Origin of the sequence: Tistrella bauzanensis (assembly GCF_014636235.1) — a bacterium.
GTDB classification, from domain to species: domain Bacteria; phylum Pseudomonadota; class Alphaproteobacteria; order Tistrellales; family Tistrellaceae; genus Tistrella; species Tistrella bauzanensis.
In genome coordinates, this window is the sequence record NZ_BMDZ01000128.1 from 1 (window position 1) to 5867 (window position 5867).

The window sequence follows — 5867 nt, forward strand, 5'->3', positions numbered from 1 at the left end:
TCAGGCGCCGGCCGCAGGCTCAAGGGCGGATCTCACTGCGATCGCGACACATTCCGAAGACCCATTCTGCAACAGGCTCTCTGGGTCATGCCGATTGTCTTCTTTCTCTTGCGGAAGATCCTCCTGGATCTGGCGGACGTCCGGGCTGCCCGCTGCGGGGGGCGAGAAGACGACAGCGATCTTGAGCGGGGCGAAGGCGGGGTCGGCCGCCTGGCGTTCCGCCTGAAGCGTCTTGAAGACCTGATTGTACTCGATCGCGTCGTTGATTGAGGCGGTGGCCAGCAAGGCGTTGAATCGCCGGCCGCCGGTCGCGGCATCGTGCTTGTCGAGGATGGCCTGGGCAACCGCCTGCTTGGTGAGGGTCTGGCCGGGCTTGGGGGCGGCGGCGTTTCTGGGCTGATAGTAATCGACGTGGAAGCGGAGGACGTTCTGATCCTCGATCGCATGGGTGATGGTGTAGGCGTGAAGTTCGTTCTGAAACAGATCTCTGGTGGTCTGAAGCGTGGCGATATCGCCCTCGATCTGCCTGACGGTGGCGTTTTCCTCGAAGATCGGGGTGCCGGTGAAGCCGAAGAGCTGGGCGTTCGGGAAAAATGCCTTGATCGCCCGGTGGGTCTCGCCGAATTGTGAGCGGTGGCACTCGTCGAAGATGAACACCATCCGCTTGTCCCTGAGTCGCTCAAGGCGCTGCTTGGAGGTCAACCGTCCCTGAGCCGCAGTCTGTTTGTTGTGCCTGCTGTTCTCGTCGAGGGCCAGCCCGAGCTTCTGGATGGTCGTCACGATGACCTTGTCCGCGTAATCATCGGATTGCAGGCGGCGGACCAGAGTCGCGGTGTTGGTGTTGTCCTCGACGCAGTTTTCCTGAAACCGGTTGAACTCCTCGCGGGTCTGTCGGTCGAGATCCTTGCGGTCGACGACGAAGAGGCACTTATGGATGCTCTCATTGGTCTTGAGGAGCGTCGAGGCCTTGAAGGAGGTGAGCGTCTTGCCCGAGCCGGTGGTGTGCCAGATATAGCCATTGCCGCAGTTCTGATCGATGCAGTCGACAAGCGCCTTGACGGCATAGATCTGGTACGGGCGCATCATCAGGAGCTTCTGCTCACTGGCGATGAGAACCATGTACTTGCTGATCATCTGGCCAAGCGTGCACTTGGCGAGGAAGCGATCTGCGAAGTCATCAAGATGGGTGATCTTGGTGTTGTCTTCGGCCGCGAACTGATAGATTGGCAAGAACCGCTCATCCGCGTCGAAGGCGAAGTGCCGGGCGTTGTTGTTGGCAAAGTACCGCGTTTCCGTGCGGTTACTGATGATAAAGAGCTGGATGAAGCAGAGAAGCGTCGTGGTGTATCCGTTGCCGGGGTCGCTCTTATAGTCGACGATTTGTTCCATCGCCCGCCGCGGGCTGATCCCGAGTGCCTTCAACTCAATCTGAACGACGGGAACGCCGTTGATCAGGAGCATGACGTCATAGCGGTGATGGCTGTTATCGGTATTGATACGGAGCTGCTTGATAACCTCGAAGGTGTTCTTGCACCAGTCCTTGATGTTGACGAGCGTGTAATTAAGCGGCGTGCCATCACCGCGGATGAATGTTTCGCGGCTCCGGAGAGATCGGGCGGCCTGGTACACATCCGGCGTCACGATATCGTCGAGGAGTCGCTTGAATTCGCTGTCGGTGAGAGTGACACGGTTCAGGGCCTGGAACTTCTCCCTGAAGTTCGCCTCAAGCGTGTCTCGATCGCGGATGTCCGGGCGATATTCATATTTCAGATCCCGAAGCTTCGTGACAAGAGACGCTTCAAGATCGCGTTCGGGTGTGATCATCGCCATCGCGGAGACTCATTCTTTCTGGCGTCTGTCTTAAGATCCGTCAACCGTTCATGCTCCTCGACCGCCACCACCAGCGGCCGCCCGTGCATGGCGTTTGTCATTGGCTCGGTGCGGGCGATGTCTATGCATCAACTGTCCGAAGCCAGACGTCGCGTCTTTGGCGCCCAGGTTTCGCAGGTGAATCCCCGCCTGGGCCGGTCTCATTCTGGCCAATATGGCCAAGGACGCAATCGATTCTGGCCGTGGGTGGAGCTCCCGAAAAGGAAGCCAATGGCAAGGCGCACCCATCCTGTGACAGGCATTGGGCTTAGGCGGCAGGCGGAGGTAAGCTTCCTTCCGGCCGCTGACCTTGGCGAACAATGCCCCCCTCGCGGCACGGAGGCGCAGATGACGGTTCACCAATCCTCCACAGGCTATCGGACCGGGGCCGTGGCCTATGTCGGGGGGCGGCCCGGATTCCGGGCGAGGCGGTTGGCTGGCTGCGCGATGTCGTGGGGGTCGGGCCGGGCCGGACGACCGTGGAGGTCGGGGCCGGTACCGGCAAGTTCATTCCCGTGATGCGGCAATGCGGCGGGCGGATCGTCGCGGTCGAGCCGGTCGATGCCATGCGCGATCGGCTTATCCGCGCTTTTCCTGAGGTGGAGGCTCTGGCCGGCTCCGCTGACGCCATCCCTCTGCCGGATGGTTCGGTCGATGCGGTGGTCTGTGCGCAGGCCTTCCACTGGTTTGCGACCGCCGCGGCCGTGCAGGACATGCGGCGGGTGCTGAGGCCGGGCGGGGTGCTGGGGCTGATCTGGAACGGGCGCGATGAAACCGTGCCATGGGTCGCGGCCCTGTCCGCCATCACCGACCCGTGGGAGGGCGCCACGCCCCGATACCGGACCGGCGCGTGGTGGCGGGCCTTTCCCGCGCCGGGGTTCGAATTCGTCGGCGAGCGCCGGGCCCGGAACGCTCATGTCGGATGCCCGGAAGACGTGATCGTCAAGCGCACGCTCTCGGTCAGCTTCATCGCGGCATTGCCGCCCGAACGGCAGGCCGATGTCGCGCGGCAGGTGCGCGCGCTGATCGCCGGCACGCCCGAACTCGCGGGCAGCGCCGAGATCGCCTTTCCTTATGAGACGGCCATGTCTGCCTGGCGCCGGACGTGATGCGGTGCCGCAGGCACAGATGCGCGCCCAGTGGCCTGGACGTGCTGGCCTGGACGCTGTAGACATTATTCCTCGGGAATGATGATGGATCGTCCAGGATGGATCCGCTGAGCGAGATGATTGCGCTGCTTAGGCCCAATACCGCCATCTCCAAGCCCATCACCGGGCGGGGCCGTTGGGGGGTGTGCTATGCGGCCCATGACGCGCCCGGATTCACCATCATTCTGAAGGGCGCATGCTGGCTGTCGGTCGAGGGGCACCGGCCCGGGCGGTTGGGCGCGGGCGATTTCCTGCTGCTTCCCGCCACGCCGGCCTTCACTATGAGCAGCCATCCCGATGCCGTGTGCGACCCCGGCGTTCCGACGGACGCGCCGGTTCGTCATGGCGAGCAGGCGGGCGCTGCGGATTTCGAATCGCTGGGGGGCAGCTTCCGCATCGCGCCGGTGAACGCGCCGCTTCTGCTCGCCCTGCTGCCGCGCATGATCCACATCCCCACCACGGCAGGCACGGCAGGGCGGTCGGCGCGGCTCGCCCGGATGATCGATCTGATCGTCGAGAAATGCGCCGGCTGCGATCCCGACCGGGAGATGATCCTTCAGCGTCTGCTCGACGTTCTGCTGGTCGAAGCCCTGCGCTGGCGCGACGTTGTCGACGATGATGTTCCGACCGGGCTTCTCAGGGCCATGCGTGACCCCGCCCTCGCGCGCGCTTGGTGCCATGCATGGCGATGTCCGGGCCGGTTGGGCGGTCGCCGCCCTGGCGAGATTGCCGGACAGTCCCGCTCGGCCTTTGCCGCGCGCTTCGCCGATACCTTGAGTTGCGGGCCGATCGAATATCTCGCCCGCTGGCGGATGGCGCTGGCGAAAGACGCTCTGATGCGCGGGACGAAGACGCTCGACCAGATCGCCTGCGAGATCGGCTATGACTCCGCCAGCGCCTTCAGCACCGCGTTTCGCAAGCGGCAGGGCTGCCCGCCCGGACAATTCGCCCGGATCAGTGCCGCCGCCGTGCCTGTCTAGGGCCGGGCGGGCCCTGCCGCTTGCAGGACACAGGACAGCCGGGCCGACAGCGGGGCGGTTTCCCGGGCATGGCAGATCGAGATCGCGCCATCGGCAAGCCGGTTCAGGGCAAGGTCGCGATAATCCAGGATCGCCGGATGCCGGACGGTCATCGGCGTGTGGTGGGTGGTCGTCACGACCAGCACCGCCGCCCCGGCCCGTTCCGCGGCGGTGATGCCGGCCATGGAATCCTCGATCACCAGACAGCGATGCGCCTGGGTTCCAAGCCTTTCGGCCGCGAGCAGGAAGCAATCGGGCGCGGGCTTGCCGGTCTCGACATCTTCGGCGGCGATCAGAAGCGGCGGAACCTGCAGTCCGGCAGCCTCGATCCGGCGCAGGGCCAGCGGCCGGGGCGCCGAAGTCACGATGGCCCAGCGCTGAACCGGCAGGCCGGCCAGAAAGTCATGCACGCCGGCGATCGCCTCGATGCCCTCGACGTCGTCGATCTCGGCCCGGGTGATCGCGGCGGCTTCCACCTCGGGATCGATGCCGGCAAGGCCGACCCGCCGGATCGTCTCGACCGCGCGAACGCCGTGGATCGTGGGCAGGAAGGTCGCGACATCGACGCCATGGCGCTCCGCCCATGCCTGCCAGATGCGCTCGGCGGCCTTGATCGAATTCAGGATCGTGCCGTCCATGTCGAGAAGGACGGCATCGATCGGCCGTGTCTGCACCACCGTCTGCATCGGGTCTCCCGCTCTCTCAGCCATGCCCCACGTCATTCGGTTTGGACGATTGGTAACGAATTCCGGTGTCTGGATTATGGATCATCCAGGTCATCGGGTCTAAGACAGAGGCTATCAGATACGGATGGAGATGGCTCATGCAGACAATCCTGATCACCGGCGCGTCCTCGGGCTATGGCCTTGAGACGGCGCGTCATTTCCTGACCAAGGGTTGGCGCGTCGTCGCCACCATGCGCCGGCCCGACGCCGATCTGCTGCCGCGTTCCGGCGCCTTGCGGATCCTGCCGCTCGACGTGACCTGCGACGAGAGCATTGCTGCCGCCATCGCGGCCGCGGGCCCGATCGACGTGCTGGTCAACAATGCCGGCATCGGCGTCGTCGGTGCCTTCGAGGCTACGCCGCTCTCGCATATCCGCAAGGTGTTCGACACCAACACCTTCGGCGTCATGGCGATGTGTCAGGCGGTCATCCCGCAGATGCGCGCGCGCCGGTCGGGCATCATCGTCAACGTGACGTCAAGCGTCACGCTTGCGGCAATGCCGCTGGCGGCGGCCTATACCGCCAGCAAGCAGGCCATCGAAGGCTTCACGGGCTCGCTTGCCCATGAACTCGGCCATGTCGGCCTGCGGGTGGCGCTGGTGGCGCCCGGATATGCGCCGACCACCCGCTTCGCCCACAATACCGGCCTTCGTGTCGCCGATCTGATTCCGCCCGCCTATGCCGGGTTTGCGGCGCCGATCTTCGACGCCTATGCCAGTCCTGCGCTGATCACGACCGAGACGGATGTCGCCGACGCTGTGTGGGCAGCCGTCCATGACACCAGCGGCCGGCTGCATTTCCCGGCCGGGGCGGATGCGGTCGCCCTCCATCACGCCCGCTTCGGGTGAGCCCTGGTCACACCCGATCCCGCCCCGTCCTGGACGGCCTGGCTGAGGGCTGGCTGAGGGGAGGGGGCGGTTAGTAGCAGCTTATCTGAAGATCATGCACACTGGATTCTGACAAGGTCCGTCGACAGGAGCAGATCATGCAAAGCATGACCCTTGAGCAGCTGCGCGCTGCCAGTGGGGGATGTCCCGGTCATTGTTGAAAAAGGGAGAGCGGCGTTGCTCGCCTTGAGCCGTTAGGCTCGGGGTGTCGAATCCTCA

The 5867-nt window shown here is 64.5% G+C and carries 2 protein-coding genes and 3 pseudogenes; 3 read left to right on the plus strand and 2 right to left on the minus strand.

Annotation, left to right across the window (positions count from 1 at the left end):
- Positions 1-78: 78 nt before the first annotated feature.
- Positions 79-1824: pseudogene (locus IEW15_RS24685) on the minus strand (type I restriction endonuclease subunit R); the annotation flags it as partial.
- A 393-nt stretch (positions 1825-2217) separates the two neighbouring features.
- On the opposite strand from IEW15_RS24685, the pseudogene IEW15_RS24690 reads away from it, so the two are divergent.
- Together IEW15_RS24690 and IEW15_RS24695 are read left to right on the plus strand one after the other, a co-directional pair.
- A pseudogene (locus IEW15_RS24690) lies at positions 2218-2978 on the plus strand (class I SAM-dependent methyltransferase).
- Positions 2979-3076: 98 nt separating this feature from the next.
- Positions 3077-3997 (plus strand): annotated as a pseudogene (locus IEW15_RS24695) (AraC family transcriptional regulator).
- Here the strand turns inward: IEW15_RS24695 and IEW15_RS24700 are convergent.
- The gene (locus tag IEW15_RS24700; RefSeq protein WP_188583080.1) at positions 3994-4722 is read right to left on the minus strand and encodes an HAD-IA family hydrolase; all 729 of its coding nucleotides are present in this window, start codon (positions 4720-4722) and stop codon (positions 3994-3996) included. The pseudogene IEW15_RS24695 and the gene IEW15_RS24700 sit on opposite strands and share 4 nt — an antisense overlap.
- Before the next feature lie 137 nt (positions 4723-4859).
- On the opposite strand from IEW15_RS24700, the gene IEW15_RS24705 reads away from it, so the two are divergent.
- Positions 4860-5609 carry an SDR family oxidoreductase gene (locus IEW15_RS24705; protein ID WP_188583077.1) on the plus strand — a complete coding sequence of 250 codons (750 nt, stop codon included), beginning with the start codon at positions 4860-4862 and terminating at the stop codon, positions 5607-5609.
- The last annotated feature ends 258 nt before the right edge of the window (positions 5610-5867 follow it).